The sequence below is a fragment of the Bradyrhizobium sp. Kon56 genome, assembly GCF_055807635.1.
This window is the reverse complement of sequence record NZ_JBVVOU010000009.1, coordinates 44419-71372: the sequence shown is the minus strand read 5'-3', so window position 1 is coordinate 71372 and position 26954 is coordinate 44419. Positions and strand designations below refer to the sequence as shown.

Here is a 26954-nt window from a genome sequence, read left to right as displayed (position 1 = left end):
AAGGAGTGAGGCGGAGAAAGATCAGGCGATCGATCGCGAGGACACCATGACGATGTGGTCCTCAGCCCCGCGACGACCATGCGAGGCATTGAGCAATTGGCGAATCCGGACTGCCGGCACCGGCCGGCTGAACAGATAGCCCTGCCCTTCGGTCACGGTGCCGTCGGCGCTGATCAACTCGAGCTGATCATTGGTCTCGATGCCCTCGACCACGACCGCCATGCCGAGATCGGCCGACAGCCGCGCTACGCCGCGCAGCAGCGTCAGCGGCCGGTCGGCATCGATGCCCTCGAGGAAGGAGCGGTCGATCTTCACCTTCTGCATCGGGAAATTGTGCAGGTAGCTGAGGCTCGAATAGCCGGTGCCGAAATCATCCAGCGAAATGCGCACGCCGATCGCATGCAATTGCGACAGGATGTCGTGCGTGAGCTGGGTGTTGCGCAACAGGGAGGATTCGGTGATCTCGATCTCCAGCCGATGCGCCGGGAGCCCCGAAACCTCGAGCGCGTAGCGGATTTCGCTCAAGACGTCGCGCTGGTGGAATTGCTGCGGCGAGAAGTTGACGGCGACGCTGACGCCCTCCGGCCATTTCATGCATTCCATGCAAGCGCGGCGCAGGATCCAGCGGCCGAGATCGACGATCAGCCCCATGTCCTCGGCGACCGGGATGATGTCGATCGGCGAGACCGTGCCGCGCACCGGATGATTCCAGCGCAGCAGCGCCTCGCACGTCGTGATCTTGCCGGATTTCAGATTGACCAGCGGCTGATAGAACAGCTCGAACTCCTCGTTGGCGAGCGCCTTGCGCAGATCGAGCTCGAGGATGCGGCGCGCCTCGACGGTCGCCGCCATCTCGTCGCGGAAGAAGCAGAAGGTGCCGCGGCCGTCGGCCTTGGCCCGGTACAGCGCCATGTCGGCATTCTTGAGCAGCGTGTCTGCGCTGATGCCCTCCGGCAAGGTCAATGCGATGCCGACGCTGGCGCCGATCTCGACCAGATGATTGTCGATGCGGTAACGCTCGCTCAGCCGTTCGACGATCCGGCGCGCCAGCGCAGCGGCGTCCTCGGGCGAGGAGATGTTCTCCTGGAACACGACGAATTCGTCACCGCCGAAGCGGGCGACGAAATCCTCGGGGCGCAGCATCTCGCGCAGACGGTTGGCGACCGCGCACAGGAGCTGGTCGCCGCAGGGATGGCCGAGCGTGTCGTTGACCTGCTTGAACTGGTCGAGGTCGACGAACAGCAGCGCGGACAGGCGCTCGGCGCCGTGCGAGATCGCCAGCAGCCTTTCGATCTCATCGCGGAAATGAACGCGGTTGGGCAGCGCGGTGAGGTCGTCGTAGCGCGCCAGATGCGTGATCTTGGCCTCGGCGCTACGTCGCTCGGTAATGTCCTCGAGCAGCACCACCGCGCCACCGTCAGCCATCGGCTGGACAGTCCAGGACAACGACCGGTTTCGCTGCGTATCGGGATCGGCGGTGATGATCTCCTTGGCTTGCGAACTCTCGATGTCCGCGACGATTCGCTCGCCGCTCCCAGCCGAGATGGATCCCGCGCTCACGCACGCCGCGACGATGTCACGCGCGTTGACCCCGCGCTGCGCGAGACCTTCCGGCAGATTCATCATTTCGCCGAAGCGGTGGTTCATGACCGCCAGCTGTCCGTCGACGCGGAACATGCAGAGGCCGTGCGGCATGTTGTTCAGAGCCGTATCGAACTGGCCGGCGAGCGCGGCTTCACGCTCACGTGCCACGACCGCTCCCATGAAGATTCGATGCAGATTCACCGAGAGCTGCATGATCGCCATCAGGAACGCGGCGCTGACCAGCGCCATCGCGATGTAGTAGGGTGTTCCACGCAGCGCCAAGGCAAGCACGGCCGGGCCGAAGATCAGCACGGCCTGGAGGTGGAAGATCGCAGGCCGGCCATATGCCCTGCCCGCGCCGCCTGCCGCGATTCCGGTCGTGACCGACAAGGCGATCATGTGGGCCACGGCGTCGTCCGTGGCCAACAGGGTGGTGGCGCACCAGATGCCGATCGCAGCCGCCTGGATCTTTGCTCCGATCTGATAGCGCTTCTGCCAGCGTGCGGCCGCCTCGACGGTCATGACCGCGTGACGTGCCTGATAGAGGCGCAGGTCGATCGCCCGCGCGGTCCCGGCCAGGATCAGAAGTGCGACGCACGCCCAGATCAGCGGCTCGCCCGTCCTCAGCGCGGTGAGGGCCGCACCAATCGACACGAAAATGAGTCCCGCCAGCAACGGGCCAGGCGCTTCGAACAGCGAATCGATTTGCGCCGCCGAAGTTTTCGGCGGCCGCTGTTCCGGCTCTCCGCTCTGACTTGCAAACTGCATCTGGTGTTTACGCGCGTCCTGTCTGGAGCGCAGTTTTACCGATCCGGTATGAAGTCTTTCTGAGGGAACATCGTTAAAGTCGAGTTGTTTTGAATGACCAATAGTCGGAATACATCAATAGAAACAAACCCATGGGAAAAGTTTGCCTAGTGCAACCTTAAAGAACAATTATCGCGGGGAAACATCTCGCCAAGTTTTCGGAAAAGGCGCGCGGTCAAATCATCGCGCGCCGGGGGCGGCGGCTAGCCCGATGTCGAGGACAAGAGCGGCGACCATGCCGGGTCGGAGGCGAAGCCCGGCGTCGGCACTTTCAGCTCGTTGCGCCCCGAGATGTCGACGGAGAACAGCGACGGCCCGCCGCTGCCGCCCGGATCGCGGAAGAACATCAGCACGCGGCCGTTCGGCGAGAAGGTCGGACCTTCGTTATGATAGCCGGAGGTGAGAAGCCGTTCGCCGGAGCCGTCCGGCTTCATCACGCCGATCGAAAACTGCCCGCCACCTTGCCTGGTGAAGGCGATGTAATCGCCCCGCGGCGACCACACCGGCGTCGAATAGGTGGCGTTGTTGTCGTCCTTGGAGAAAGAGATGCGCTGCGCCGCTCCGCCGCCCGCGGCCATGACATAGATCTGCGATCTGCCGCCGCGATCGGACTCGAAGCAGATGCGGGTGCCGTCCGGGGAGTAGGAAGGCGAGGTGTCGATCGCGGGCGTGTCGGTGAGGCGCGTGGTCGAGCGCGAGCGCAGATCCATCACGAACAGGTTGGAATTGCCGCCCTGCTGCAGACTCATGATGACGCGCTGGCCGTCCGGCGAGAACCTCGGCGCAAAGGTCATGCCGGGGAAGTTGCCGACGATCTCGCGCTGGCCGGTCTCGATGTTGAACAGGTAGACCTTCGGATCGCCCTGGCCAAATTCCATGTAGGTGATCTCTTGCGAGTTCGGCGAGAAGCGCGGCGTCAGCACGAGGTCGGAGCCGCGGGTCAGATAGCGCACATTGGCGCCGTCCTGGTCCATCATCGCGAGCCGCTTGACGCGGCGCTCTTTCGGCCCGGTCTCGTCAACGAACACCACGCGGCTGTCGAAATAGCCCTTCTCGCCGGTCAGCTTCTCATAGATCTGGTCGGAGATGATGTGGGCGATGCGACGCCAATATTCCGGCGAGGTGAAATATTGTTGGCCGGCGAGCTGCTGGCCCGTGACGACGTCCCACAAGCGGAATTCAGCCTTGAGGCGGCCGTCCGGCTGCCGCGTCATGCGGCCGGTGACGAGGGCCTGCGCGTTCAGGGTCTTCCAGTTCTCGAACTGCGGCGCGACGTCGATGTTGCTGATGCGCTCGATGAAGGCGGCCTGGTCGACCGGCGCAAACAGGCCCGAGCGCTTCAGATTGTTGGTGATGACCTGGGTGACGCCGTTGCCGACGTCACCGTCGGCCGGCGAGCCCGGCACAAAATTGGTGATCGCAATCGGAATCGGCCGAAACTCGGTGGGATCGATGCGGAGCCGTCCCTGCGGCTGCTGGGCCAAGGCTTGTCCGCCCCCCAGCATCGCGAGCGTCGATCCGGTCAGGGTCATGAAGCGGCGGCGGTTCATCGATCGAACGTCATTCATCGCAAAATTCTTTTGTTCGGATGTCACAACATGTCTTTCAGGCCGAAAGTCATCGGAATGAGCTTCCAGCTCTCGTATTGCTGCTTCGGCATGAACGAATAGACCTGACACTGCACGATGGCGCGTCTGGCACTCTCCGCCACCGCCTGTGCGATCGATCGCGACGGTCCCCTCACCGCGACGACGATCGGCTCGGACGCGAGCGATCCGTCGATCTTCATGGGAATGTCGATGTCGGCTTCGTATTGATCCGCATCCTGGCCGTTATAGGTCGGCGTGAAGCAGCGCTTCACCGCCCCCTGGAACGCGCCCCGCCAGGTCGCAATGTTGTTGGCGGCCGTTCCGGTCGTCGATCCCAGCGAGGCCGACGCATTCAGCGTCGAGCCCGCGAGTTCGTGCCGGGTCGCGGCGCGCTTGTCGAGATCGCGCTGGATCTGCGCGGGATCGAAGCTGCGCTCCTTGGGCTTCGGCAGCTGCTGTTGCGGCTGCACCGCCGCGACCTTTTGCTCCGGCGGCTTGGGCGGCGGCTTCTTGGTTTCGAGCTTTTTCTGCAGCTCGGCGATCGGATCTTCCTTGGCCGGGTCAGGCTTTTTTTCCGGCGGCTTCGGTTCTTCCTTGGGCTTCGCCTCAGCGACGGGCTTGGGCGGCTCGGGCTTCTTCTCGACCGGCTTCTCCACGGGTTTTGGCGGCGGCTCCGGCGTCGAGTTGGTCTTGATCAGCTCTTTCTTCTCGGTGACCTTGCCGACAGCGTCTTCCTCGGGCTTGGCTTCCGCGATCTTCTCGACCTTCGGCTTCGGCTCTTTCTTGTCGCCGGTCTTCTGCCCCGACATCATCTGCGCGAGTTGATCGGTGGAGATGATGTCGATCGGCAGCGACTCTTCCGCCGGCACAAAAGCCCTGCTGCTAAAGGTGACGAGCCCCCATCCCAGCACGAGGACGTGGAGGGCAATCGACGCAACGAGTGTCTTGTCGACCTTCACCTTCACGGTTTACCCCTGATCCGCTTCCGTGACGAGCGCCAGCTTCTTGAAGCCTGCGCCGGACAACTGGCCCATGACCTTGGCCACCGTCCCGTAATCCGCCTTCTTGTCGGCACGCAAATAGATGCGTTCCTCGAGCCCGCCGCGCGCGTCCGTGATCGCCTTCAGCTTGGGGATCAGTTCGTTGATCGCGATCTCGGCGTCGTTGATGAACACCTTGCCCTTGATGTCCACCGACATCTGGATCGGCTTCTGGTCGTTGTTTTCGAGGCTCTTGGCCTGGGTCTGCGGCAGGTCGAGCGGCACGCCGACCGTCAACATCGGCGCCGAGACCATGAAGATGATGAGCAGCACCAGCATCACGTCCACCATCGGCGTGACGTTGATTTCGGCCACGACCGGCTTGCGCCGGCCACGGCGCCCACCGCCTCCGGACGAACTCGCAACGTTCATGCCCATGGTCTGGTGCCCAAATTGCCCTTCACACTATACATGCCGTCCGTCAGCCCCGCTCGTCGATCTGGCGCGACAGGATGGCTGAAAATTCATCGGCGAAGCCTTCGAGCCGCTGGGCCTGCCGGTTCACCTCGGAGGTGAACTTATTGTAGAAAATAGTGGCAGGAATGGCGGCGATAAGGCCGACGGCGGTCGCAAACAGCGCCTCCGCGATGCCAGGGGCCACCACCGCCAAAGAGGTGTTTTTCGACGCCGCGATCGACTGGAAGCTCGACATGATGCCCCAGACGGTGCCGAACAGGCCGACGAAGGGGCCTGCGGAGCCGACGGTGGCGAGCACCAGCAGCCGGCGTTCCAGCCGCTCGACCTCGCGGGCGATCGAGACATTCATGACCTTGTCGATGCGCATCTGAAGGCCGGCGACCGAGCGGGCCTGGCTCTCGAACGAACGCTTCCACTCGCGCATCGCGGCGACGAAGCAGGCCGCCATGGAATGTGTCGGCTTGGCCGAGAGCGTGCGATAGAGGTCCTCGATCGACTCGCCGGACCAGAAAGCCTGCTCGAAACGGTCCATCGAGCGGCGGGTGCGGGCAAACAGGAAGATCTTGTCGATGGCGATCGCCCAGACCCAGACCGAGCAGGCGAGAAGCCCCAGCATCACCGCTTTCACGATCCAGTGAGCCTGCCAGAACAGCGCGATCAGCGACACGTCCGCGGAAGCGGCAACCGGAAGGGCTGACTGAGCCACGTCGGCCGGATTCATAAGCAGTATCCTCTCAAGGCGATCGTTACCTGATGTCCCGACCTAATGTCCCGGCCAGCAAATGGCCGCCGGTTCCCCAATAGCCGCGCTAGAACCGGCGCGGCCGGCAAGCCCGCTCAAAGCCTTGTCTTTCTGGGGTGCAGGGCTCGTCCAAAGCCGGCCGCCTGCATTCCCTGCCAAGATGTCAAAACTATGGGCCCGACCCCAAGGCTCAGACTTCAGGCTTTGGGCGCGCGATTGTCCGCAATTACCAGAGCCCGGCGATGGTTAATGCTGGGTTACCGCAGACGAATTTGAGTGCGGGAAAGGGAGGTCGCACAGGGGGATGGGAGGCGCGGCGGGCGGGCCGTGTTCCCGACGGGACGGTGCGCTGCGCCCGGGACAGCAGAGTTCCGCTTTCCCGTGCGCATCAGGAGCGGAGCCCGCTATCCCGGTCAGAGGAACCAGCCTCCGTCCGAAAAATTGTCTGGAAAATCACTTGTCGCGAGGTTTTGCCATGAGCATCAACCCCAAGACGACCGCCGCGGTCGGCGATCATCCGCTCCACCCCATGATCATCCCGTTCCCCGTCGCCTTCCTGGTCGGCGCGCCCATCGCCGATCTCGCCTTCATCGGCACCGGTGACGGCTTTTGGGCCAGAGCCGCGATCTGGCTGATCGGCGCCGGTATTGTGATGGCGCTCGTTGCGGCCGTGGCCGGCTTCACCGACTTCTTCAGCGACGCCCGCATCCGCAGCCTCAATGACGCCTGGTATCACATGATCGGCAATCTCGTAGCCGTCGTGCTGGCCCTGATCAATTTCTACCTCCGCTACGCGCAAGGCGCGGAAGCTGCAATCAAGCCGTGGGGCGTGGCGCTGTCCCTGATCGTGGTCGGCATTCTGCTTTTCACGGGGTGGAAGGGCTGGGAGTTGGTCTACCGGCATCACGTCGCGGTGCTGGACGCGCCGGGCCAGACCAGTTCGGAGCCGGTCAGCCCGCGTCATGGCGGCGAGAGCCGCCGCCGCGCCGCGTGAACGAGGAGCACGTCGCCTGATGACGTGACGGCGAGTCAGGCCGCGGAAGCGGGCTCTGGGCAATTGGTCAGCCGCGCCGGATTGCCGATTGCGGTGCAGCCCCGGGGCACGTCGCTCGTCACGACGGTGTCGGCGCCGATCTTTGCAAAATCGCCGATTCTGACGTTGCCGAGAATTGTCGCGCCGGAGCCGATGAACACGCCGCGACCAATGCGAGGCGAGCGCGCCGGCAGTTCCGTGCCACGACCGATGCTGACGTTCTGAAGCATGGTGACCTCGTCGCCGATCACCACATCGGCACCGATTACGATGCCGGTGGCGTGGTCGAGATACACCGACGATCCCAAGCTCGCCGACGGATGAATGCTGACCTGCAGGACGTTCGACGCCTCGTTCTGAAATAGCAGCGCCGCGTCACCACGGTCGTGATGCCAGAGCCAGTTCGAGACGCGCCACGCCTGCAAGGCGACGTAGCCCTTCAAGTGCAGCAGCGGCGCCAACACTCCGCTGATGGCGGGATCGCGAAGCACGATGGCCTGCAAGTCGCGGCCGGCCGCCTCGATCAGATCCGGCTGATCATTGAAGGCGTCGCGGGAAAATGTCGTGAAGCGCGCGCGTTCGACCTCGCTGTCGCCAAGCCGGCGTCCGATCAGGTCGGACAGTGCGGCGGTAAAATCGTCATGGACGAGGATGAGTCCGACAAGAGCCTTGCCGAATATGGCGTCGGCTGCCGCGGTGCGCTGCGCCTCGTCGCGGATCTTCTGCCAGAGGGTTTCGCTCGCTATCATCGCCGCTTCCGCCATCGTTGCTGCCTGCGGTATTTTGACGCTTCCTTTTCACTGTCGGATATAGGCCGTCGGCAGCCCGCGCGCCACGCACCCCGTGAGGCTACGAGCTTGCATGCCAAGCAGCCGCGATCATATATATGGAGGCAGCCGAGTTCCGCCCGTAGCTATGGTCTCAGGTTCGTGCTGCCGCGCTGGCCCGGGTTGCTCAGGCAAAGCATCTCGTTCAAAGCCCCGCAGTGGTCCGCCATCCCCGGGATTGTCGCACACAGCGGCCCTCAGTGCTGCCGAAGCGAATCCCGAATCCCCGTCCTCCAAGGTCACGCCAATACATGTCGCCCAACGCCCCCGCTGACGACCAACACGACGACATCATGTATCCCTCCGCCCTGCCGTTCCTGCTGGTCCATCTCGGCTGCATTGCTGCGATCTGGACCGGCGTTACCTGGCAGGCCATCGCGATCTGCGGCTCACTCTATGTCGTCCGTATGTTTGCGATCGGAGCAGGCTACCACCGCTATTTCTCCCATCGGGCTTTTGCGACCGGTCGAGTGTTTCAGTTCATCCTGGCCTGGCTTGCGCAAAGCACCGCGCAGAAAAGCGTTTTGTGGTGGGCGGCCAAGCATCGACATCATCATCTGCATTCCGATACCGAAGACGACGTGCATTCGCCGCGTCATCGAGGCTTCCTCTACAGTCATCTCGGCTGGATTTTTTACAGCGAGCACGATGGCACCGACCTCGTGAAAGTCGGAGATTTCGCCGCCTATCCGGAGTTGATGTGGCTGCATCGCCTGGAACTCCTGCCAGCCGTCACGCTGGCTGCGCTCTGCTTCCTGGTTGGCGGATGGTCCGGTCTCGTCGTCGGCTTCCTGTGGAGCACCGTGCTGGTCTATCACGCGACCTTCTGCATCAATTCCCTCGCCCACGTGCATGGACGCAAGCGGTACGTGACCGGCGATGATTCACGCAACAATTGGCTGCTGGCCTTGTTCACTCTCGGTGAGGGCTGGCACAACAATCACCACGCCTACCAGAGCAGCGTGCGGCAGGGTTTTCGCTGGTGGGAAATCGACGTCACCTATTACATCCTGAAGGTGCTGTCCTGGTTCGGCATCGTCTGGAACATGAAGTCGCCGCCCGAGCAGGTGCTGCGCAACGAGCAGCCGCTTGGCGCACGCGTCATCAACCGGGCGGCCCGCGAGCTTGCCGGACGGTTCGATGCGCAGACCCTGGCGCATGCGATTTCGTCGGCGCTCCGCCGAGCCGATTTGGCCCAGTTGCAACTGCCGACGCTGCACGACATCCTGAGTCGCGCGCACGAAGGTGTCGATGCACTGACGCATCTGCACTTGCCGAAGATTCCGACCCGCGAGGAGTTTCTCGCCGAGGCCAAGGCGATGTTTGCGCGAACGCGATCACTTAACGAGATCGTGGACTATGCCTACGAACACTTCCTGGAGTCGGTTCGCGCGCAGCTCGCCACGGCGCGCTGACCAAGTCTCTCCAGGCCAAGACTTTCCAGCCAGGACATTTCCAGAAGGTCGCGGCGGCCTGCCGCGCATTGCCAAAATCAAACCGCCCGCCTGCGGGTTGCGCAGGCGAGCGGCTCGGGGCCATCAGGACTTTGGGGGCATGCGCCTGACGGCTTTGAGAGGCGTCAGTCCCGAGATCAAGCTTGAGATCAACCTTGCTGCTGGTCGGTCGGCGGCGGGGTCGGGCGTGTCTTGTGTTGCGCCATGAACTGGTCGAACTCTTCCTTGTCCTTGGCGTGACGCAGACGGTCGAGGAAGTTCTTGAACTCGACCTGCTCCTCCTCGAGCCGCTGCAATGTCTCGGTGCGGTACTCGTCAAAGGCGCGGTTGCCGCTCGAGGGCGGACCGAAGCCAAAGCCGAAACCGTGGCGCTCCATGCGGCCGCGCATACGATCCATCTTGTACTGCATCCGCTCCATCTTGTTCTGCCAGCGATCCTGGTTGCTCCAGCACGACATTCTTCTGCTCCCGAGTGTGAAAAAGAGAAGGGCAAGTCCGATCGGCCACCAGATGATGAAGCCGAGGATGGTCACGGCGATCCAGCCGGGATGCCAGGGCGTATTGAGCATGTGGGGGCGCTCGTAGTGTTGGTCCGAAGGGCCGCGCCATCGATTGACATCAGCGGTGTAGGCCATTTCCCTCTCCATGACGGCATCAGCGCCGTTGTGAATGTAAATAACATTTACATAGGTAAATCATCCCGCGGTTTTGTCAAGCCGACCGCCTGACAGGGCGGGGCAATTATTTGGGTAACTTTATTTCGGCTTGCCCCAGGGACCACCGGGCGGCACGCCTGAACCGGAGGATGCCTCCGGCGGCACCGGCGGCGGCTCGGCGCTTTTCGCCGGGGGACGGCGATCGGTCGGGAAGCCGAGACCGCGCAGATAGATCAGCACCTCAGCTTCGAGCAGCTCGTCCGGCGACATCGGCAGCTTTCGACGCGCGGCGTCACCGCGGGAGAACAGCGAGGCCACGCCATGCGCCATGGACCAGATGTGCAGCGCCATCATCATCGCCGGCGGCCGCGGCGTGCCCGGCGGCGCCAGCGCGGCAAGCCGCTCCGCCGCGGCACGAATGATGTTGAAAGCACGCTCGCTGGCCGCCTGGAGCGCCGGATTGGCATCCACCGGGAGGCCAGATTCGAACATCGCGTTGTAGAACGCGGGCTCCTCGCGGGCGAAGGCGAGATAGGCCCTGCCGACACGCTCGAACGCCGTGACGGTGTCGGGCCGTCCGTCGTCCCAAGCCGCGGTCAGGCGCGATTCAAACTGCTCGAAGCCGCGCTGCGCGATCGAGGACAGCAGTTCTTCACGGTCGCGAAAATGCCGGTACGGCGCCGCCGCACTGACGCCGGCCATGCGTGCGGCATCGGCAAAGGTGAAGCCGGCCGCGCCCTTCTCGGCGATCAATCCGAGGGCGGCCTGCAACAGGGCTTCCTTCAGATTACCGTGGTGATAGCCGCGCTCGGCGCGGCGCGTCTCCTTGCGCCAGCTCATGTGAACGACCTTTACATGAGCTGGCGGTGAAGGTCACTAGCGGCGACGGGTTGATCAGCCCGTATTCTTCCCGGTCCGGCGAGGCGGCCCGAGATCCTAGCCGCCAGGGATCGGCAGCACCGGCATGATCTCGACGCGTTCGCCGGGGAAGATCGTGAAGTGCGGGTGGTTCTCGAACATCTTCGCCGCGGCTTCATGGGACGCTGCGCGCACCACGGTGAAGGCGCCCATCTCGTTGGCGATGTCGGCGATGCCCTTGCCGTCGACCTTCTTGGTCTTGCCGAGCGGGCCGCCCATGGCCTCGATCGCGCCCTGGTGCTTTTCGACCCAGCCTTTCCACGCCGCCATGCCCTCCTGCTCTTTCGCGTTGCGCTCGGCCTCGGGCATCGCATTCCATGCGGTCCATTTGGAGCTGGTCTTGCTGCCGAGGAAAACGGCGAGATAGGTGTCGGTGCTCATCGGTTCTCTCCTTTGGTGATGGATAGACGAAGCTGCGGCTATTTCTTCAGGTCGCCGAAACCGGCGGCGGCCTCCTGCACGTCTGGCGGGAAGTCGCTCATCTCCTGCACCTGACGGATCTCGATGATTTCGTTCGGTGCGGCCGGACACCGCCTGGCCCAGGCGATCGCCTCGGCACGCGAGACAACCTCGATCATCCAGTAGCCGCCCAGGACCTCCTTGGCCTCGGCGAACGGACCATCGGTCACGATGGGCTTGCCGGCCGCAAACGAGACGCGCGCGCCCATCGAGGGCGGGTGCAGGCCGTCGAGCGTGATCAGCACGCCGGCGTCCTTCAGCGCCTCGTTGTAGCGCATCATCGCAGCGACCCGCTCGGGATCGAGTTGAACGTCGGGCGCCGCGGTCTCGTAGCCGAGCGGGATCATCAGCATCATGAATCGCATGAGCACTCCTTGCGTGCTTTTTCGTTCGGGTTGCGCGGCGAGGCGCCACTCCGGATGGGCGGGAGCGACGGCCCGGGCCGCCCACCCTCACCTCCAAGACGAAGGAACCTTGACGAAACCGACAGGTGACGAAAATTATTCTGGCGATTATTGGCTGGCTCTAGCGCGCCTGCGGCAGGAAACGCCCGTCCTGCCGGGCAGCGCCGAAATAGACGTCGATGCGGCGAACCTTGCCGCCGGCGAAGGTGAAGAACTCGGTGTTGCGAAAGCTCCTGCCATCTGTCGCCCGGCAGAGATAGGTGACGAAGGCCTCGTCGCCTTGGACGAAAATCCGCTCGATGTCGTGCCGCGCAATCCAGCCGGTGTCCCTCCAGCAACGCTCGAAATAAGCCGCCTTGTCGAGATCGTCGTCGAACGGGCTGGTGAAGCGGAAATCGTCCGCCAACGCGTCGGCGACCCGTTGCCGGTCGTTGCCGAGATAAGCGGCGAAAAGGTCTCGAATCTGGCGCTCGTGGTTGGACATTGCGGATCTCCCTGGCAATGATCCCCTGGAAGACGATCCATCGAGGACCGTCCCGACATCGTGCCTTCGAGTTAAGGCCTTCCTCGTCGGGACGAAAGCGAAGTAAAAGAGGCTCGCGTTTGCGCGACCCAATCTTTCATAAGGACCGATCAGCCAATGCCCCCTACCCCGCACCGCGTTGCCCTCGTCACCGGAGCCGCGCGTGGCATCGGGCTTGCGACCGCGAAGAAGTTTTTGAGCGAGGGCTGGCGGGTGGCGTTGATCGACATCGAGGGCGAGTTGCTCGGCTGCGCGGTCGCCGAGATCGGCCGGGACGAGGCCACGCTGGCGTTGACCTGCGACGTCTCGGACGCAGCCGCGGTTGCCGCCGCGATGACGACGGTCGAACAGCGGTTTGGCCGGCTCGATGCGCTCGTCAATAATGCCGGCGTTGCCGTGTTCGCGCCGCTGATGGAGACGTCGGAGACCGATTGGCGGCGCGTGCTCGAGGTCAACCTCACCGGCCCGTTCCTCTGCACCAAGGCGGCGGTGCCGCTGATGCGCGACGGCAATGGCGGCGCCATCGTCAACATCACCTCGATCTCGGCAGTGCGCGCCTCGACGCTGCGCTCGGCCTACGGCACCAGCAAGGCCGGCCTCGCGCACCTTACCAAGCAGCTCGCGGTTGAGCTCGCGTCCCTCAACATCCGCGTCAACGCGGTCGCGCCGGGACCGGTCGACACCGCGATGGCGAAGCAGGTGCACACCAGCGAGATCCGCGCCGATTATCACGACGCCATTCCGCTCAACCGCTACGGCCTGGAAGAGGAACTCGCCGAAGCCATCTACTTCCTGTGCTCGGAACGATCGAGCTACATCACCGGACAAATTTTGGCCGTCGATGGCGGCTTCGATGCGGCAGGCATCGGCCTGCCGACGCTGCGCGGCGAGCGGAGGAACGGGTAGGCACCGCGTAGGTTGGCCTAGCGAAGCGTTACTACCTCTTCTCGTCGGCCTATCCTACGGACTCGAATTCGCGGAGGCTTCATGCGGCGCGTCACCTTTCTCAGGGCCCTGATCCTCGCATCCGCGCTGCTCGCCGCCACACCTGCCTCGGCCGAAATCCGCATCATCCAGTCGCCCGGTGGACAGGTCGGGCCGTTCCTCGATTTGTTCGAGAAGGTGCGCGAGAGCGGCGAGCGCGTGGTGATCGACGGTCCCTGCCTGTCCGCCTGCACACTGGTACTGAGCATCGTGCCGGGCGAGCGGATTTGTGTGACAAAACGCGCCGTGCTCGGCTTCCATGCGGCGCGCTCGGTCGATCGGCGCGGACGCTTCTACGCCGAGCCGGAAGCATCCGATGCGGTGCTTGCGGCCTATCCCGGCCCGGTGCGCGACTGGATCAGTCGCCGCGGCGGCCTCTCGTCGCGGTTGCTTCTGCTGAAGGGACGCGACCTCGCCGCGATCTATCCGCGCTGCCGGTGATGATCGACGGACGCGAGTGCCCGGCAAAATTGCGCCGGTCACCTGCTTCGAGAGCTCTAGTAAAAACTCTGGATCAACTCGGTCAATTCCATGCTCGCGCAGATGAGCATACCCCAAAGTGCAAAGTTGATCTGCAGCGCCGCCGCCATCGGTCGCTCCCCTTCCAAGTCCGCCCGCCCCAGTTTTTAGAATTTATGACGGAATAAATAACGATTCTGTCCCGGAGTTCACAGCCTAATATTGCGCCAGTTGTTGTGCGATGCGGTCCGCATCATTTCACGAAGCGGCCTCACTGCTCTCGCAATGTGGTGCGACAGCAGAATTCATATTCGGCCATGTCGGCCACGCGTTTCCCTTAGGTTCCATTTGAGCGGTGCGACGCAAGCTTCGGTAAGCGGACTTGGCGCGTCGCATACAACACCCAAGGGTCCGGCATGATCCGACACGGCTTCGTCTTGCTCACTTTTTGCGCAACGCTCATGGGATGCGTGGTCGCGCCTGCGCAGGATCGCCGTCCGATCGCATGGGACGGCCTCGGTCAGGATCCGAACCGTCCCTCCGGCATCAAGCGTCGCGTGGCGACCCAAGCTCCCGCGGCGAGTGATCCGAATCAGGAGCGGGAGAGAGTCCTCGGCACCTTGCGCCCGTACTCCGCGGCGTGGTGGGCAATCCATGACGAAATCGAAGCGGAGAATGACAGGCAGCTCGGGACAAAGCTCGTGATCTGTCCGCGCTGCGTTCCCTCCTCCCAGCCACCGAGCAATGACGTGACCGGATCGATTCGCTGAGGGGTACGCGGTCGAATCGGCACATGACGCGACGTCCACATGCGGGCCCCTCTCCCACATCGTCGGGGAGAGGGGATCGTCGCTTAGCGCGTCAGGCGATCGCGCCTGTCACATTCCCTCGGCCGGGCAGTTCACCATCCAGGGAATGCCGAACTTGTCGACGCACATGCCAAAGCCCTTGGCCCAGAACGTCTTGCTGAAGGGCATGGTGACGTTGCCGCCATCGGCGAGCGCGTTGAACTTGCGCTCGCCCTCCGCCGGGTCCGCGACCGTGAGCGAGATCGAAAAGCCCTGCGGCTTGTGAAAGTGCTCGCTTGGTGCGTCGGAGGCCATCAGCACGCTGCCGTCGGGCAGCGACATCCGTGCATGCATGATCGTCTTCTCGCGGCCGGGCGCCGCGGCCATGTCCGGCGGTGCGTCCGACGAACGCATCATGGCGTCGATCTTGCCGCCGAGAACCTTGGCGTAATAATTGAACGCCGCTTCGCAGGTGTCCTGATAGAACAGATAGGCATTGAGCATCGTTTCTCTCCTTTTTGCTTTCGTTCGGGGTGACGGCGCTACTTCTCGGTGAGCTTCTTCAGGCTGGCCAAGCCCGCCTCGAAATCCTTGCCGATCATGCTGTCCATGTTGATGAACACCTGCATGACCTTGGACAGGAACGGAGCCGGACCGGACATCGCCCACGTGACCAGTGTGGCATCGCCTTGCGGCACAAAGGTGAACTCGGCGGTGTTGTGGCCTTCGAAAGGCCGCTCGAAATCGAGCTTGATGCGGAGTTTTGACGACGCACTCGCCTCGAGGATCTCCATATGGCCGGCGCCGACATTGTTGTTTCCGTCCCAGGCATAGGTCGCACCCCTTCCTTCCGCAGTTCCGCCGAAGGTGCGCTTCATGGCGGGATCGCGGCCCTCGTAGGGGGACCAGGCTGTCCAGCGATGGAAATCGGCAACCAAGGGATAGACCGCATGGGCCGGCGCTTTCACAGCGAGGCTGCGCTCGACGCGGAATGTGTCGGGCTTCGTCAGCGCAAAGACGAGCACGCCCATGATTCCGACCGCGAACAGGATGGCGATGATGGCGACGGCTCTCAGCATGAATGGCTCCCTGGATACGGTCCTAGGACGAAGGGAGGGGGCCGGGTCCGACAAGGCGAAGCGGAAATTTTGCTCCGCCCGAAGCAGGCGCTCCCTACATCACCTTGGCGCCTTGACCTTGGCGTCTTGCCTGGCGCCGCCATCGGCGCCCTTGGGCTGGCTGTCCCGGATCAGGCGATCGAGATGCATGCGGATGTGAGCGGCTTCTGCGGACGTGTTGGCGAGGGCGATGGCGCGGTCGAAGGCGATGCGGGCTTCGTCGTTGCGGCCGAGCTGCATCAGGAAGGCGCCGCGCACGCCATAGAAATGGAAGTAGTTGGCAAGCTTTGGCGCCAGCGGCTCGATCAGGTCGAGCGCGGCTTGCGGTCCGCGCACCTTGGAAACCGCGACCGCGCGGTTGAGCGTCACCACCGGCGAGGGCTGCACCACCTCCAGCGCACCATAGAGCAGGTCGATCTGCGCCCAGTCGGTCTCCTCAGGCGTGGAGGCGCGGGCATGCAGCGCGGCAATCGCGGCCTGGATCTGGTAGGGCCCGCTGCGGCGATGGCGTATCGCCTTGTCGATCAGCGCGAGGCCTTCCGCGATCATCGTGCCGTTCCACAGCGAACGATCCTGGTCGTCCAGCAGGATCAGCGAGCCATCCGCGGCAAAGCGCGAGGCACTGCGCGCATGCTGCAACAAGATGAGCGCCGTGAGCCCCATGATCTCCGGCTCGCTCTGGAACAGCCGCAGCAGCAGCCGCGCCAGCCGGATCGCTTCCTCGCACAGCGGCTTTCTGATTTCGGCGGTGTCGCCGCTCGCCGAATAGCCCTCGTTGAAGATCAAATAGATCATCGCCGCGACAACGGCGAGCCGCTCCGAACGCTCGACCGCGCCCGGCGTTTCAAACGGCGTCCCGGCCTCCGCGACCTTGGCCTTGGCACGCGTGATGCGCTGCTCCATCGCCGCTTCCGACACCAGGAAGGCGCGCGCGATCTGCTTCACCGTCAGGCCGCAGACGATGCGGAGCGCCAGCGCGATCTGCTGCGTCGCCGGCAGCCCTGGATGGCAGCAGATGAACATCAGCCGCAAAATGTCGTCGCGATAGTGCGAGCCGTCGAGCCGCTCCGCGAGCGCGCCCTCGGCGTCGTCGAGATCGGAGATCGCCTGGTCGTCCTCCGGCAGCGGCTGCTGCTTGCGGGTGCGGCGCACCTCGTCGATCGCAACGTTGCGGCCGACCATGATCAGCCAGGCGGCGGGATCACGCGGCGGTCCGTTCTGCGGCCAGGTCTTCAGCGCGCGCAGGCAGGCGTTCTGAAAGGCTTCCTCGGCGGTGTCGAGATCGCGGAAATAGCGCAGCAGCGCGCCGACCGCCTGGGGGCGCGCCGAGGTCAGCGCGGTCTCGATCCAGGCGGTATCGGCTTCGCTCATTTCAGATTCCCTCCGGGACTGAACACGCCGACGGGGCGCACCTCGTAGGCGCCGCCGGGATTGGCGGCACCGAGGTCGCGGGCGACATCGAGTGCGTCATCGAGATTCTTGCAATCCACGATATAGAAGCCGAGCAACTGCTCCTTGGTCTCCGCGTAGGGACCGTCGAGCACCAACGGCGGGTCCTCCTTGCGCAGCGTCGCTGCCGCAGTGGTCGGCAGCAGCCGCGCCACCGGGCCGAGCCTGCCCTGCTTCGCGAGACCTTCCTGCACCACGGCGAGCTTCTTCATCACGGCCTCGTCCTGGTCCTTGCTCCATGAGCCGACGAAGTCCTCGTCGTGATAGCAAAGGATCGCATAAAGCATGGGCAGTACCTTCTCTGAGCGCTTGTTTTGAAGACGATCCAGTATGCCTTGCCCCGACATGGCTGCGGAAAAAAATTGCAAGAAAAATCCGGCAGATCGTGCCAAGGAGGGCCTTCAAAAGCGGAACTTAAAGAGGCACTTCGAATGACCGTTGGCACCCTGGCCGTCCTGATCAACAGCACGCAGCAGAACTGGCTGCCTGAGCGCTGGAAGGCCCGGTTCGACGCCGTCTGCGGCGGCCGCCGCGTGGTGCTGCTGCCCGATGCCGGGCTCGATCCGGCCGAGGTGCATTATGCCGCGGTGTGGAAGCCGGTGCCGGGCGACCTCGGCTCTTTCCCCAATCTGCGTGCGATCTTCAATCTGGGCGCCGGCGTCGACGCGCTGATGGCGGACAAGAGCCTTCCGAACGTGCCGCTGGTGCGCGTGGCCGTGCCTGATCTGACCGGCCGCATGACCGAATACGTCGTGCAGCACGTGCTGATGCACCACCGCCAGGAGCTTTATCTGCGCCAGTCGCAGCGCGAAAAGCGCTGGGAGCCGACCTATCAATGGCCAGCGAGCGCCGTCACGGTGGGTATCATGGGCCTGGGCACGCTCGGTACTGATGCGGCCGATGTGCTGCGGCGGCTTGGTTTCCGCGTCGCCGGCTGGAGCCGCAGCCCGCGTATCATCGCGGGTGTCGAATGCTTCCATGGCGCCGGGCAAATCGACGCGTTCCTGCGCACGACCGATATTCTCGTCAGCCTATTGCCGCTGACGCCTGATACACACGGCATCCTCAACCGCGACGTCTTCACCAAGCTCAACCGCAAGAGCCCGCTCGGTGCGCCCGTGCTGATCAACGCCGGCCGCGGCGGCCTCCAGAATGAAGCCGACATCCTGGCCTGCCTCGACGACGGCACGCTGGGCGCCGCCTCGCTCGACGTCTTCGTACAGGAGCCGCAGCCGGCGGACAGCCGGTTCTGGACCCATTCCAAGGTCTTGCTGACCCCGCATAACGCCGCCGACACCGACGCTGACGCGATCTCGGCCTATGCCGCGGAGCAGATCGCGCGGTTCGAGGCGTGTGGTGTGCTGGAGAACGTGGTCGACCGGACGCGGGGGTATTGAGACCTCACGTGCCACCCGAGCCCGTAAAATCACCGATCGTCGGCCGCTATCCCGTTCACCCTCTCTTAGCGAGAAGTTGATAGGCGTTGTTAATCAACGCTCAACGAACGAGTCGGACATGCGCTTCACGCTCGGCCTCAGGATGCGGATCACGGTTGCGCTGGCGGTGACGGCGGCGGCGACCGCCCTGTTCGCCGTGCTAGGCGCAATGTGGATCATTTCCGGCATCATCGACCGGGCCGACCAGCGCGAGCTTCGCAGTCATTACGACGCGCTCCAGTCGCGAATTGCCGAGGAATCCCAGCGCGCCGCCGCCATGAGCGCCGTCGTCGCCGCGATGCCGGCAACGCAGGACGCGATGGCCAAACAGGATCGCAATGCCCTGATCAGCCTGTTCGGGCCGGTGTTTGCTGCGACCAAATCGGAGTACGGCGTCGAACAGTTCCAGTTCCACGTGGCGCCCGCGACCTCGTTCCTGCGCGTGCACCAGCCTGCTAAATTTGGCGACGACCTCTCGGGCTTCCGCAAAACCGTGATCATGGCCAACCAGGAGCGCAAGGTCGTGGTCGGCCTCGAGGGCGGCTTGGCTGGGCTCGGCATCCGCGGCGTCGTGCCGATCGCGCAAGGCGGCAAGCATCTCGGCTCAGTGGAGTTTGGCCTGACCTTCGGCCAGTCCTTCCTCGACGATTTCAAGACCAACCGCCATGTCGACATCGCCTTCCATCTCGCGGACGGCGGCGGCTTCAAGCTGTTCGGCGGCACGCTGAAGGGGAAGAGCTTCTTCGATGCGGCCGATTACGGCCGCGCCGCCGGCGGCGACTTCACGGTACGGCAGGCCAAGCTCGACACGACGCCGGTAGCGGCGCTGCTCGGACCGATCAGGGATTTTTCCGGCAAGCCGCTCGGCGCCGTCGAACTGGTGATGGACAATGCCGACTATGTGGCCTCCGCCGACCGTGCCTGGCTGCTGGCATTCGGCATCGCCGCGCTCGGGCTCGTGCTCGCCGCCATCGTCGGCTATCTCATCGCCCGCAGCATCTCGCGCCCGATCATTTCCATCACCAGCGTGATGCGCGAGCTGGCCGACGGACACCTCGATGTCACCGTCCCCGTCAGCAAGGCGAATGACGAGGTCGGCGCGATGGTCAAGGCTGTCGCGGTGTTCCGCGACAACGCCGTCAACTTCAACCGGCTCCAGGCCGAACAGGCCGACACTAAGGCGCAATCCGAAGCGGAGAAGCGACGCGCGTTCGCCGCGCTCGCCGACAATTTCGAAGCCAGCATCCGCGAGGTCGTCACCACGGTCTCCTCGGCCGCGGTCGAGATGGAGAACACGGCGCGCTCGATGTCTGATATCGTCGAGCGGTCGCGGCAGCAGACCGGCACGGTGTCGTCGGCCTCGGCGCTCGCCTCGGAAAATGTGCAGACGGTCGCTGCCGCCGCGGAAGAGCTGTCGTCGTCCATGACCGAGATCAGCCGGCGCCTTGCGCACGCGACCGCGGTGGTCGGCAAAGCCGCGAGCGACGGACGACGGTCGAACGAGCGCGTGCAAAGTCTGGCCGACGCCGCGCAAAAAATCGGCGACGTCGTCTCCTTCATCAGCGGCATCGCCGAGCAGACCAATCTGCTGGCCCTCAACGCGACGATCGAGGCGGCGCGCGCGGGCGAAGCCGGCCGCGGCTTCGCGGTGGTTGCCTCCGAGGTGAAGGCGTTGGCAACCCAGACCGCCAAAGCGACCGAGGAGATCGGCGCCCAGGTCACGGCGGTACAAGGCGAGACCACCGGCGCAGTGGACGGCATCCAGTCGATCTGCGCAACGATCCAGGAGGTCGACGAGATCTCCGCCGCGATCGCCGCCGCCGTCGGCCAGCAGGGCACCGCAACGCAGGAGATCGCCCAGAACGTGCAGCAGGCAGCCGCCCGCACCGGCGAGGTCTCGCAAAACATCGCAGGCGTCACCGCCGGCATCGCCGCGACGGGAACAGCGGCGGAGGAAGTCCTGGGCTCGGCGATCGAGCTGTCAAAGCAATCGCAGCGGCTGCGCGACGAGGTGGATCGCTTCCTCGCGCATATTCGCGCGGCGTAGGCGGGCTACAGGGAGGAGCTGCGGCGCGACGGCGGCAACTCCGAATCTTCGCCAAACCAGATTCGGTGGCTAGGGGTCCTGGCTTTCGCCAGGACGACGTTAGCTCGCGCCACGCAACCGCCTAGCTCTTTCGTCCCACCATCAGATCGATCGCTCCCTTCACGATCGCCTCGAGCTCCTTCCGCGATACGCGGGCGCGCGACCGAATGGCAATTGAGTGCACCGTCGCAGATGCGAGCTGCGCCAGCACGGCGGGATCGGCGCTTTCGGGCAATTCGCCTTTCTCCTTGGCGCGGCGGAAGCAACTCGCAAACGCCTTGTCGAGTTCGTTAAGGCCATCGAGCACCATGGCGCGGATGTCGGGATCGCCGACCGCTTCGGAGGCCGCCGTGACCACGGTGAAGCAGCCGCGCGGGCCGGGCGCGCCGGACAGATAGATGTTCAGCGCGGAGGCGAAGATACGCTCCAGCCGCTGGCGCACGGGCATCTCCTGGCGAAAGATCTCCACCATGGATGCGCGCGCGTCCTCACGGTAGCGCTGATAGCTCTTGATGTAGAGCTCGCGCTTGTCGCCGAAGGCGCCATAGAGGCTCGGGCGATTCATGCCGGTGGCTTCGCTGAGATCGTCGAGCGAGGTCGCGGCGAAACCCTGCGTGCGGAACAGGTCGAGCGCCTTGCCGAGCGCGACCTCGGGTTCGTAGGCGCGCGGACGGCCGCGGCGCTTGGGCTCAGTGGCAGCAGCTGGAGGCTTCGATTTTTGTACCATTTCGCAATTTAATCCTTGACCAACTCCATAATATGCAAGACAGTACAAAAATCAATCTGGCCAGGTTGAGCGCCACTCCAAAAGTCACATCGAAGAATTGCCCAAGGAGGCTCAAGATGGATCTTTATTTCTCGCCGCTCGCCTGTTCGATGGCGAGCCGCGTCGCGCTGTATGAAGCCGGCGCCGAAGCCAATTATCTCGAAGTCGATCCGCCGACCAAGACGGTGCTGAGCGACGGCACCGACTTTCGAACCGTGAACCCGATCGGCCTGGTGCCGACACTGCGGACGGACGACGGCGTGGTGCTGACCGAGAACGCCGCGATCCTGCAATATATCGCCGACCGCTTCCCGCAATCGGGTCTCGGAGCCGCAGCGGGCATCGAGCGCACGCGACTGCATCAATGGCTCTGCTTCATCGGCACCGAGCTGCACAAGGGCCTGTTCATCCCGGTGCTCGACCGCAAGGCGCCGCAGGAGACGAAAGCCTACGCGCTGGAGAAGAACCTGTCGCGGCTGGACTATCTCGACAATTACCTGAAGGGGCGCGACTTCCTGCTCGACCAATTCAGCGTCGCCGACGCCTATCTCGTCACGGTCATCAACTGGACCATGGCGACGCCGCCGATCGAGCTCGCCAAATGGCCGAACGTGAAGGCCTATTACGAACGCCTGCGTCAACGGCCCTCGATCGCCAAGGCGATCGCGGAAGAGTTCGAGCTGTACAAGGCCGAGCAGGCGCGGAAGAAGGCCGCGGCGTAAGCTTTGACGATTGAGGCGCGCCGTCCCGGCTGAGCGGCCGGGACGGCGCAATCTATCCGTACAACACCCTCGGCAGGATCGTGACTATGCCGGGCCAGAGCGTCAGCAGCAGCACGAATCCGACCATGATGAGGAGATAGGGCATCGTGACGCGCGCGATGTAGCCGAGGCCGTCGTCGGTCAGGCCTTGGATCACGAACAGGTTGAAGCCGACCGGCGGCGTGATCTGGGCCATCTCGACCGCGAGCACGAGGAAGATGCCGAACCAGATCTCGTCGAAGCCCGCGCCCTTCACGATCGGCAGCACGATCGGCAGCGTCATCACGATCATCGAGAAGCCATCGAGGAAACAGCCGAGGATCAGATAAAAGATAATCAGCACCACGATCAGCATGAACGGCGATAGCCCCAAGCCCTTCACGAAGGCGGCGACTGCCTGCGGGATGCCGAGGAAGGCCGCGGCGTTGCCGAGGATCGAGGCGCCGAGCACGATCAGCGCGATCATCGAACAGGTCACGACCGAGCCGATCAGCACGTCACGCATCACCTGCTGCGACATCGAGCCCTGCGCCCAGGCGACCAGCGCCGCGCCGAACACGCCGACCGCGGCGGCCTCCGACGGCGTCGCCAGCCCGCCATACATCGAGCCGAGCACGCAGGCGATCAGGAACAGCGCCGGCGCGAGGTCCTTGAGCGCCGCAAACCGTTCGCGCCATGGCACTTGCGAGAGCTTGGCTTCCGCCTCCGGCACCATGCCGGGGTTAAGGGTCGTGTGCAGCATCACCCACCCCATGAAGGTGGCGGCCAGCAGCAGTCCGGGCAGCACCCCGGCCGTGAACAGTTTCAGGATCGAGACGTCGCCGAGCACGCCGTAGATGATCATGATGTTGGATGGCGGGATCAAAAAGCCGAGCGTGCCGGCGCCGGCGAGCGAGCCGATCGCGATGTCGCGGGAATAGCCGCGGCGCAGCAGTTCGTTCAGGGACATGCGGCCGATCACCTGCGTCGTCGCCGCCGACGAGCCGGAGATTGCGGCGAAGATGGTGCAGCCGATCACGTTCACATGCAGAAGACGACCCGGCAAAAGCCCCGCCCAGGGCGCGAGCCCCTGGAACAGAGAACGTGACAGACGGGTGCGAAACAGCAACTCGCCCATCAGGATGAACAGCGGCAGCGCCAGCAGTTCCTGCGTCGTCAAGATGTTCCAGGCGTATTGCGGCAGCAGCTTGTCGAGCGGGATTGAGCGGAACATCGCCAGCAGCAGCGTTGCGGTGAGCGCAAGCGTCAGGCCGATCCATACGCCGCATGCCAGAAGCGCAAACAGGATCCCGAAGAGAGCAATGACTTCGATGGTCATGGTATCCGGTGTCTGCTGGCTGGCGCGTGGGCGATCATTCGACGGGCGAGGCCTTCATGCGGTGGTCCTCCAGCGGCAGGCCGAGCACGGCCTGGATCACGCGCGCCAGGAACTGCAGCGTCAGCAGCAGCATGCCGAAGGTGACGACGGCCTGTGGAAACCACAGCGGGGTGTCGCTCGAGGTCGAGACCTGGCCGCGCACATAGGCGCCGAAGGCGAACTTCGCCATCGACGATGTCAGGAAGGCCATGAAGGCGAAGCCGGCGGCGGCCGACAGGATTTCGATCGCGCGCTGAAACGGAGCGGGGACGTTCTTCAGCAGCAGCACGACACGGATATGGCCGCCGACGCGCAGGGTCATGGCGGCGCCGAAGGTGAAGGACGCCGCCATCAGATAGGAGGAATACTCCCACGCGATCGAGATTGTGGGCGGAAAGAACGGCAGGAAGTTCGAGAGGAAGCGCGTTGCGACCTCGCACAGCATCAGCAGCGTCAGCATCAAGAGGCAGCCGCCACCGATCCAGCCGTCCAGCCGGCCAAGACGGTCGATGCCGTCGAGCAGGATGCGCAGCGGCTCCGGCGCCGCCGCGTTGAGACTATGGGACGACGCAGGCAAAACATCCGCCACTGCAAGTCCTCAGCGCTTCATTTCCGCGAGATAGGCCCGCACCGGCTTGTCGGCCGCCGGCACGCGCTTGACGAAAGCGTCGAGCTGCGGCGCGGTCTTGGCGCGAATGTCCGTGATCATGGCATCCGAGACCGGCACCACCTCCATGCCGCCTTCCTTGAGCCGGTTGAGGCTGTCGACGTCCGCCTTGAGCGAGTTCGCCCAGAAGCCCGGCTCCATCTTCGCGGCAATGCCGGCGACGAGCTGCTGCTGATCGGCACTCAGCGCCTTCCAGGAATCGAGGTTGACGGTGAGCATCTGCGACGACCAGACGTGGTTGGTCGGGTAGATGTATTTCAGGAATTCCCAGAATTTTCCGTCGACGCCCGACACCGACGAGGTGGATACGCCGGAGACCGCGCCCGACGCCAGCGCCGGGATGGTCTCGCCCCACGGAATCATCACCGGCGCCATGCCGACCACGGCCAGCATGTCGACGGCGTTCTTGTCGGGCACGCGGATCTTGATGTTCTTCAAGCCGTCGACATCGGCGACCTTGACCTTGAGATGCAGATATTGCGTCGGCCAGGGCACGATGTAGAGGATCTTCTGGTTGTTGCGCGCGGCGACCTTCTCGTATTCGGGCCGCACGTATTTGTGCAGCACCTTCAATTCGTCCATGGAGCCGCAGAGAAAGGGAATGCTTTCGACGCCCATGAAGGGTTCGTCGCCGACCTGCTGAATATTGAGGACGTCGGCGAGCGGCACCAGACCGTCGCGGACGGCGCGCAGATGCTCGGGGCCCTTGAAGCCGAGCTGTCCACCGGCCTTCACGGTGATCGCGACCGAGCCAGCCGTCTGCTTCTTCACCTCTTCCGCGAAGGCAAACGCGTTCTGGGTGTGGAAATTGCCGTCGGGCCATACCGTCGACATGTCCCAGCTTACCGTCGCCGCTCGCGCGCGGGTCGAGATGTGGCCGGCTGCGAGCAGCGTCGCTGCGCCCGCGGTAAAAGTCCGTCGCGTGATCATTGAGCCCCTCCGTTTGCTACGCGCACGACGCCTGAAGCGTCATCGCGTGTGCCCATAAATTTCAACCGCATTGTCGGCAGACACGAGGCCGCTTTCGATGTCGTCGTTGACGGCTGTCGGCGCGCGCTCCCGGGGATCGCCGATGCCGGCGCCGCCTGGTGTCAGCACCACCAGCCGGTCGTCCGGCGGCACCTGCTGAAAGCCTTTTCCACGCAGCTTCTTGCCGGACTTCAGGCCGACATAGCCGGCCTCGCCGTTCTTGCCGCCATCACGTCCGCGTGGCGGATGATCGATGCGATCGAATGCCGCCAGGATGTCGAACGGCCCATCGACACCGCTGCCGACCTCGATGATCTGGCCGAGGCCCCCGCGGGTTCGCCCTGCCCCGCCGGAATCCGGACGCAGTTCCTTGCGCCAGAAGATCAGCGGCGTCTGCGTCTCGGCGATCTCAACCGGCGTGCCGCGCACGCCGCTGGGATAGGCGGTCGCCGACAGCCCGTCCTTCGCGAAGCGCGCGCCGGTCCCGCCATTGGAGGTCACCGCCATCGAAAATCCGTAATTGCCGCCGGCGCCCGAGCGGGTCTGGCCGCGCACGTTGAGATTCCACAGGCACGAGGTGCCTTCCGCGGGCACGCGCTCGGGAATGATCTGGCGCAGGCAGCCGAACACGACATCGGGCAGCATCTGGCCGATGATGTGGCGCGAGGCGACCGGCGCCGGCTTTGGCGCATTGAGGATCGCGCCTTTGGGAGCCGACACCGTCAGTGGCGAGAGCGAACCGGCATTGTTCGGAATCTGGGAGGCGACGACGCAGCCGAGACCGAACACGGTGTAAGCGATGGTGTAGGACAGAGGCACGTTGATGCCGAACCTGGACGCGGCCGAGGTGCCGTCGAAGTCGACGTGGATGCCTTCGTCCGAGATCGTCAGCACGGCGGCCAGCGTGACCGGCTCATCATAGCCGTCGACCACCATGGTGTTGCGCCAGCTGCCTTTCGGCAGTTTGGCGATCTCGGCCAGCACGGCCTCGCGCGAGCGGTCGCAGATGTAGTCGCCGAGCGCATCGAGCGAGTCGATGCCGAACTCGGTCATCATCTCGACCAGGCGCTCGCAGCCGACGTCGTTGCAGCCGGCGAGCGAATAGGTATCGCCCTCGGTGTCGATCGGCAGCCGCGTGTTGGTGCGGATCATCGCCATCAGCGTCTCGTTGACGACGCCCTGGTCGATCAGCTTCAGCATGGGGATGTAGAGCCCCTCCATGAACACGTCGGTGGCGTCGGGTCCGAAGCCGATGCCGCCGATGTCCATGAGATGGCTGGTGCAGGAAAACAGCGCGACCGGCTTGCCGTCCTTGAAGCAGGGCGTGGTGACGACGAAATCGTTGAGATGGCCGGTGCCCATCCAGGGATCGTTGGTGATGTAGGCGTCGCCCTCCTTCATCGTCTCGATCGGAAAGTGGGCGATGAAGTGCTTGACCGATTCCGCCATCGAGTTGACGTGGCCGGGCGTGCCGGTCACCGCCTGCGCCAGCATCCGTCCCTTGAGGTCGAACACGCCGGCCGAGAGGTCGCCGCATTCGCGCACGATCGGGCTGAAGGCCGTGCGGAGCAGCACCTGCGCCTGCTCCTCGACCACGGCGATCAGCCGGTGCCACATGATCTGAAGGTCGATCAGGCTCGCGCCGCTTGCCTTGCTCATGA

General features: G+C 64.2%; 28 protein-coding genes. 8 read left to right on the top strand and 20 right to left on the bottom strand.

The window, feature by feature from the left end; translation table 11 throughout:
• Window positions 1–21: 21 nt before the first annotated feature.
• The 5 genes from AC0L3B_RS16665 to tolQ form a co-directional block, all read right to left on the bottom strand.
• Complete coding sequence (locus AC0L3B_RS16665) at window positions 22–2352, bottom strand: putative bifunctional diguanylate cyclase/phosphodiesterase (RefSeq protein WP_473380745.1); 2331 nt, start codon at window positions 2350–2352, stop codon at window positions 22–24.
• A 242-nt stretch (window positions 2353–2594) separates the two neighbouring features.
• Window positions 2595–3941, bottom strand: a complete 1347-nt coding sequence (gene tolB, locus AC0L3B_RS16660) for a Tol-Pal system beta propeller repeat protein TolB (protein WP_026232593.1) — start codon at window positions 3939–3941, stop codon at window positions 2595–2597.
• 41 nt (window positions 3942–3982) lie between these two features.
• The gene (locus tag AC0L3B_RS16655; RefSeq protein WP_018453790.1) at window positions 3983–4945 is read right to left on the bottom strand and encodes a hypothetical protein; all 963 of its coding nucleotides are present in this window, start codon (window positions 4943–4945) and stop codon (window positions 3983–3985) included.
• Window positions 4946–4948: 3 nt separating this feature from the next.
• Window positions 4949–5398, bottom strand: coding sequence for a protein TolR (gene tolR / locus AC0L3B_RS16650; RefSeq protein ID WP_018453789.1), 450 nt, complete (start codon window positions 5396–5398; stop codon window positions 4949–4951).
• A 43-nt stretch (window positions 5399–5441) separates the two neighbouring features.
• Window positions 5442–6158: a protein TolQ gene (gene tolQ, locus AC0L3B_RS16645; protein ID WP_007596319.1), complete on the bottom strand. Its 717-nt coding sequence runs from the start codon at window positions 6156–6158 to the stop codon at window positions 5442–5444.
• 496 nt (window positions 6159–6654) lie between these two features.
• Between tolQ and AC0L3B_RS16640 the strand changes: the two genes are divergently transcribed.
• Window positions 6655–7173 (top strand): DUF2231 domain-containing protein, encoded by a 519-nt coding sequence (locus AC0L3B_RS16640; RefSeq protein WP_368507138.1) that lies wholly within the window; start codon window positions 6655–6657, stop codon window positions 7171–7173.
• Between the two features lie 35 nt (window positions 7174–7208).
• On the opposite strand, the gene AC0L3B_RS16635 is transcribed toward AC0L3B_RS16640, so the two are convergent.
• The gene (locus AC0L3B_RS16635) at window positions 7209–7976 is read right to left on the bottom strand and encodes a serine acetyltransferase domain-containing protein (RefSeq protein ID WP_473380744.1); all 768 of its coding nucleotides are present in this window, start codon (window positions 7974–7976) and stop codon (window positions 7209–7211) included.
• 314 nt (window positions 7977–8290) lie between these two features.
• Between AC0L3B_RS16635 and AC0L3B_RS16630 the strand changes: the two genes are divergently transcribed.
• Window positions 8291–9454 carry an acyl-CoA desaturase gene (locus AC0L3B_RS16630; RefSeq protein WP_473380743.1) on the top strand — a complete coding sequence of 388 codons (1164 nt, stop codon included), beginning with the start codon at window positions 8291–8293 and terminating at the stop codon, window positions 9452–9454.
• 188 nt (window positions 9455–9642) lie between these two features.
• Here AC0L3B_RS16630 and AC0L3B_RS16625 read toward each other — a convergent pair whose 3' ends face one another.
• The 5 genes from AC0L3B_RS16625 to AC0L3B_RS16605 form a co-directional block, all read right to left on the bottom strand.
• A complete protein-coding gene (locus AC0L3B_RS16625) occupies window positions 9643–10128 on the bottom strand; it encodes a DUF2852 domain-containing protein (RefSeq protein ID WP_007596323.1) in 486 nt (161 codons plus the stop codon).
• A 120-nt stretch (window positions 10129–10248) separates the two neighbouring features.
• Window positions 10249–10989, bottom strand: a complete 741-nt coding sequence (locus AC0L3B_RS16620; protein ID WP_085348908.1) for a TetR/AcrR family transcriptional regulator — start codon at window positions 10987–10989, stop codon at window positions 10249–10251.
• A 96-nt stretch (window positions 10990–11085) separates the two neighbouring features.
• The gene (locus AC0L3B_RS16615; protein WP_473380742.1) at window positions 11086–11448 is read right to left on the bottom strand and encodes a hypothetical protein; all 363 of its coding nucleotides are present in this window, start codon (window positions 11446–11448) and stop codon (window positions 11086–11088) included.
• A 38-nt stretch (window positions 11449–11486) separates the two neighbouring features.
• The gene (locus AC0L3B_RS16610) at window positions 11487–11891 is read right to left on the bottom strand and encodes a YciI family protein (protein WP_473380741.1); all 405 of its coding nucleotides are present in this window, start codon (window positions 11889–11891) and stop codon (window positions 11487–11489) included.
• 160 nt (window positions 11892–12051) lie between these two features.
• A complete protein-coding gene (locus AC0L3B_RS16605; protein WP_085348909.1) occupies window positions 12052–12414 on the bottom strand; it encodes a nuclear transport factor 2 family protein in 363 nt (120 codons plus the stop codon).
• A gap of 156 nt (window positions 12415–12570) precedes the next feature.
• Here AC0L3B_RS16605 and AC0L3B_RS16600 point away from each other — a divergent pair, with 156 nt between their 5' ends.
• From AC0L3B_RS16600 to AC0L3B_RS16590, 3 genes are all read left to right on the top strand, one after another.
• Window positions 12571–13359, top strand: a complete 789-nt coding sequence (locus tag AC0L3B_RS16600; RefSeq protein WP_018453780.1) for an SDR family NAD(P)-dependent oxidoreductase — start codon at window positions 12571–12573, stop codon at window positions 13357–13359.
• Window positions 13360–13440: 81 nt separating this feature from the next.
• Entirely contained in the window at window positions 13441–13878 is a 438-nt protein-coding gene (locus AC0L3B_RS16595) for a hypothetical protein (RefSeq protein ID WP_018453779.1), read from the top strand.
• Between the two features lie 434 nt (window positions 13879–14312).
• The gene (locus tag AC0L3B_RS16590) at window positions 14313–14666 is read left to right on the top strand and encodes a hypothetical protein (protein WP_473380740.1); all 354 of its coding nucleotides are present in this window, start codon (window positions 14313–14315) and stop codon (window positions 14664–14666) included.
• A gap of 108 nt (window positions 14667–14774) precedes the next feature.
• On the opposite strand, the gene AC0L3B_RS16585 is transcribed toward AC0L3B_RS16590, so the two are convergent.
• The 4 genes from AC0L3B_RS16585 to AC0L3B_RS16570 all read right to left on the bottom strand — a co-directional run bounded on the left by AC0L3B_RS16585 (window position 14775) and on the right by AC0L3B_RS16570 (window position 17538).
• A complete protein-coding gene (locus tag AC0L3B_RS16585; RefSeq protein ID WP_377791981.1) occupies window positions 14775–15188 on the bottom strand; it encodes a VOC family protein in 414 nt (137 codons plus the stop codon).
• Between the two features lie 38 nt (window positions 15189–15226).
• The gene (locus AC0L3B_RS16580) at window positions 15227–15763 is read right to left on the bottom strand and encodes an SRPBCC family protein (protein ID WP_473380739.1); all 537 of its coding nucleotides are present in this window, start codon (window positions 15761–15763) and stop codon (window positions 15227–15229) included.
• Window positions 15764–15862: 99 nt separating this feature from the next.
• Complete coding sequence (locus tag AC0L3B_RS16575; protein ID WP_473380738.1) at window positions 15863–17173, bottom strand: RNA polymerase sigma factor; 1311 nt, start codon at window positions 17171–17173, stop codon at window positions 15863–15865.
• Window positions 17170–17538 carry a YciI family protein gene (locus AC0L3B_RS16570; RefSeq protein ID WP_473380737.1) on the bottom strand — a complete coding sequence of 123 codons (369 nt, stop codon included), beginning with the start codon at window positions 17536–17538 and terminating at the stop codon, window positions 17170–17172. The genes AC0L3B_RS16575 and AC0L3B_RS16570 overlap by 4 nt, the downstream gene beginning before the upstream one ends.
• Window positions 17539–17682: 144 nt before the next feature.
• On the opposite strand from AC0L3B_RS16570, the gene AC0L3B_RS16565 reads away from it, so the two are divergent.
• Together AC0L3B_RS16565 and AC0L3B_RS16560 are read left to right on the top strand one after the other, a co-directional pair.
• On the top strand, window positions 17683–18648 hold the full coding sequence (locus AC0L3B_RS16565) for a 2-hydroxyacid dehydrogenase (RefSeq protein WP_473380736.1): 966 nt from the start codon (window positions 17683–17685) through the stop codon (window positions 18646–18648).
• Between the two features lie 118 nt (window positions 18649–18766).
• Window positions 18767–20734 (top strand): methyl-accepting chemotaxis protein, encoded by a 1968-nt coding sequence (locus AC0L3B_RS16560; protein ID WP_018453771.1) that lies wholly within the window; start codon window positions 18767–18769, stop codon window positions 20732–20734.
• 121 nt (window positions 20735–20855) lie between these two features.
• Here the strand turns inward: AC0L3B_RS16560 and AC0L3B_RS16555 are convergent, their stop codons facing one another.
• Complete coding sequence (locus tag AC0L3B_RS16555) at window positions 20856–21500, bottom strand: TetR/AcrR family transcriptional regulator (protein ID WP_473380735.1); 645 nt, start codon at window positions 21498–21500, stop codon at window positions 20856–20858.
• Window positions 21501–21616: 116 nt separating this feature from the next.
• Between AC0L3B_RS16555 and AC0L3B_RS16550 the strand changes: the two genes are divergently transcribed.
• Complete coding sequence (locus AC0L3B_RS16550; protein ID WP_018453769.1) at window positions 21617–22261, top strand: glutathione binding-like protein; 645 nt, start codon at window positions 21617–21619, stop codon at window positions 22259–22261.
• Window positions 22262–22313: 52 nt separating this feature from the next.
• On the opposite strand, the gene AC0L3B_RS16545 is transcribed toward AC0L3B_RS16550, so the two are convergent.
• The 4 genes from AC0L3B_RS16545 to AC0L3B_RS16530 are packed head-to-tail and all read right to left on the bottom strand — an operon-like array spanning window position 22314 to window position 26952.
• On the bottom strand, window positions 22314–23618 hold the full coding sequence (locus tag AC0L3B_RS16545) for a TRAP transporter large permease (protein ID WP_018453768.1): 1305 nt from the start codon (window positions 23616–23618) through the stop codon (window positions 22314–22316).
• 34 nt (window positions 23619–23652) lie between these two features.
• Entirely contained in the window at window positions 23653–24246 is a 594-nt protein-coding gene (locus AC0L3B_RS16540) for a TRAP transporter small permease subunit (protein ID WP_018453767.1), read from the bottom strand.
• Between the two features lie 9 nt (window positions 24247–24255).
• Window positions 24256–25254, bottom strand: a complete 999-nt coding sequence (locus tag AC0L3B_RS16535) for a TRAP transporter substrate-binding protein (protein WP_018453766.1) — start codon at window positions 25252–25254, stop codon at window positions 24256–24258.
• Between the two features lie 39 nt (window positions 25255–25293).
• Window positions 25294–26952: a hydantoinase B/oxoprolinase family protein gene (locus AC0L3B_RS16530; RefSeq protein ID WP_018453765.1), complete on the bottom strand. Its 1659-nt coding sequence runs from the start codon at window positions 26950–26952 to the stop codon at window positions 25294–25296.
• Window positions 26953–26954 lie beyond the last annotated feature (2 nt).